The sequence below is a fragment of the Arthrobacter sp. 01N444 genome (genome assembly GCF_056399305.1).
Window position 1 is genome coordinate 1 of the sequence record NZ_JBFTRB010000032.1, and the last position, 2,479, is coordinate 2,479.

General features: G+C 66.7%; 1 protein-coding gene and 2 pseudogenes. 2 read left to right on the forward strand and 1 reads right to left on the reverse strand.

All coding sequences use genetic code 11. From position 1 onward, the window contains the following. Nucleotides 1–731 (reverse strand): annotated as a pseudogene (locus AC1DKN_RS20940) (amino acid transporter); the annotation flags it as partial. Between the two features lie 266 nt (nt 732–997). Here AC1DKN_RS20940 and AC1DKN_RS20945 point away from each other — a divergent pair. Then, nucleotides 998–1,618, forward strand: coding sequence for a hypothetical protein (locus AC1DKN_RS20945; RefSeq protein WP_476872402.1), 621 nt, complete (start codon nt 998–1,000; stop codon nt 1,616–1,618). A 130-nt stretch (nt 1,619–1,748) separates the two neighbouring features. Next, nucleotides 1,749–2,479, forward strand: a pseudogene (locus tag AC1DKN_RS20950) (amino acid transporter); the annotation flags it as partial.

A 2,479-nucleotide genomic window follows, 5' to 3' on the forward strand; every position in this document is an offset into this window, starting at 1 on the left:
ACCATCAGCGGGCTCCCGTGCTGGGTGGTCAGGGCCAGCCACCAGTCGTCCACGGCAACTGGGTGGGTCAATGTTTCGAATATTGTCGTGACTACCACGACGACGTTCAGGCCCAGGTAAATGCCCACCAGGACGACGGCGACGCCGATCGCCTCCTTGAAACCGCGCAGGAACACGGCGGCGAGCAGAGCCAGCAGGAACAGCGTGACCGCGACGTTCTGGCCTTGGATCCAGTCGGGGGCGAACGGGTTCTCGATCGCGTGCGCTGTTGCGTCCGCGGCAGAGAGCGTCATGGTGATCATGAAGTCGGTGGCGGCGAAACCCAGCAGCACCAGGACGAGCAGTTTCCCGCCCCACCGCGGCAGCAGCCGCTCCAGCATGGCGATGGACCCTTCGCCGCGCGGACTTTCGCCGGCCACCCGGCGGTACACCGGCAGTGCGCCCAGCAAGGTCACGGCGACCAGGACCAGGGTGGCCAGCGGCGAAATCACGCCGGCCGCGAGCGCGGCGATGGCGGGCTGGTAGCCCAGCGTGGAGAAGTAGTCCACGCCGGTCAGGCACATGACCTGCCACCATGTGTGTTTCTTCAGGTGGCTGTCGCTCACGGCCCCGGGCCCCTGGTGGATTCCCTTGGCGTCCTGGAGGCCGAACAGCAGCCAGTTCTTGAAGTGCTCCCCGGCGTCGGGCCTCGGCGCCGAAGGGTCTGCCGGTGGCCGGCTGAGGGTAGTCATGTAGTCCTTTCCAGGCGACGCATCGCGCCGCTTCCGTCCGCGAGAGTACCAGCGCACGCAGCCGTCACGACCGTCCGGCCAACAATCCTGATGGTTCCTTAACGCCCACGGCGAGCCGCCACATTAAGAGAACGCAAATTTATGGCCTGCCGGCATATGGAAAGCATTAAGGACCGTCCCGAGGGGCGTCGCCGGTGATGTTATGAAGCAAGGGGACGCTGCAGCCACGGTGGCCGCAATCCGATCCCCAGCAGGAGCCAAACAGCATGAACACCACGTCCCGGCCGGCACAGGACACGCCCGACCTTCCGGCCGGTGCCGGTATTGCCCGGGATTTCGTCGTCATCGATGACAGCGGGGACTTTTCCTATCACCGGTCGGAACAGGATCTGCTGGCGGCGTTTGAGTACGTCGGGGAAGCCGCGTGCATCCTCGATCGCAGCGGCAGCGCCTACCGCCTCGCCCTGGATCCGAACCGTCATCTGGTCCTCGGGCCCTCCCGCGGCCAAGTGGAATTCCATTGGCTCCGCCACGCATGGCTGGACGCACAAGGCGCGCATCCCGAGGGGCATCGGCTCCGCCGCTTCTACCCCGCCACCAGGGACGAAGTGGTCTCGGACCTGTTCGAAACCCTCGCCCTGGAACGCGGGACAGCCCCGGCCGGGGGCGCCTGGTCTCTCGACATCGACGGCCTTGCCTCGCACCCGTCCGGCATCGAGGACATCGACGTCCAGCTCCGGCGCCAAGACGTGCTGGCGCATGCCCACGTGACAGACCCGTTCGGACACCTCTACCGGCCCGCACGGCACCGCAGGCACTGGTATCTGCCGGCTGCCGCCGGTTTCATCCTCTACATCGAAATCCCCGCCCCCGCCGCAGCCCGCTGAGACCGGTGCCGCCGCCGGCGGGCCGGTGTTAAAGATCCGTCAAGATCGGCCCCGGGGCGGGAGCCGCTCCCGGCTCCGGTGTTATCGTCGGCAGTAAACACGATGGTGGGCATCGCGCGGAGAGGCATAGATGACCACGATGAGCAGGCCGCCTTCGGATCCCTCAGCGGCACGGCCGGGAGCCGGGGACAACTTCAGGAAATGGCTGCTGTTCGGCCTGCAGGACGCCAAGGGTATCCATCAGGGGCCCGGGGCCGTGAGCGACAGCCACCTGAAGAAGCACTCGTGGTGGCAGGTCATGTGCCTGACCGGCGTCGATTACTTCTCCACGCTGGGCTACCAGCCGGCCATTGCGGCCCTGGCCGCGGGCGTGATTTCGCCGCTGGCCACGCTGGTCCTGGTTGCCGTGACCTTGTTCGGCGCACTGCCGGTATACCGCCGGGTGGCCGGCGAAAGCCACCGCGGCGAGGGATCCATCGCCATGCTGGAGCGGCTGATGCCGCGGTGGGGCGGGAAACTGCTCGTCCTGGTGTTGCTGGGGTTCGCGGCTACCGACTTCATGATCACCATGACGCTTTCTGCCGCGGACGCGACCGCGCACGCGCTCGAGAACCCGTTCGCCCCCGCCTGGATGCAGGGCCAGAACGTCGCGGTCACGCTGTTCCTGCTGGCTCTGCTCGCCGCCGTGTTCCTGCGCGGTTTCAAGGAGGCCATCGGCGTCGCCGTCGTCCTGGTGGGCATTTACCTGGGCCTGAACGTCGTCGTGGTAGTCACGACAATATTCGAAACATTGACCCACCCAGTTGCCGTGGACGACTGGTGGCTGGCCCTGACCACCCAGCACGGGAGCCCGCTGATGGT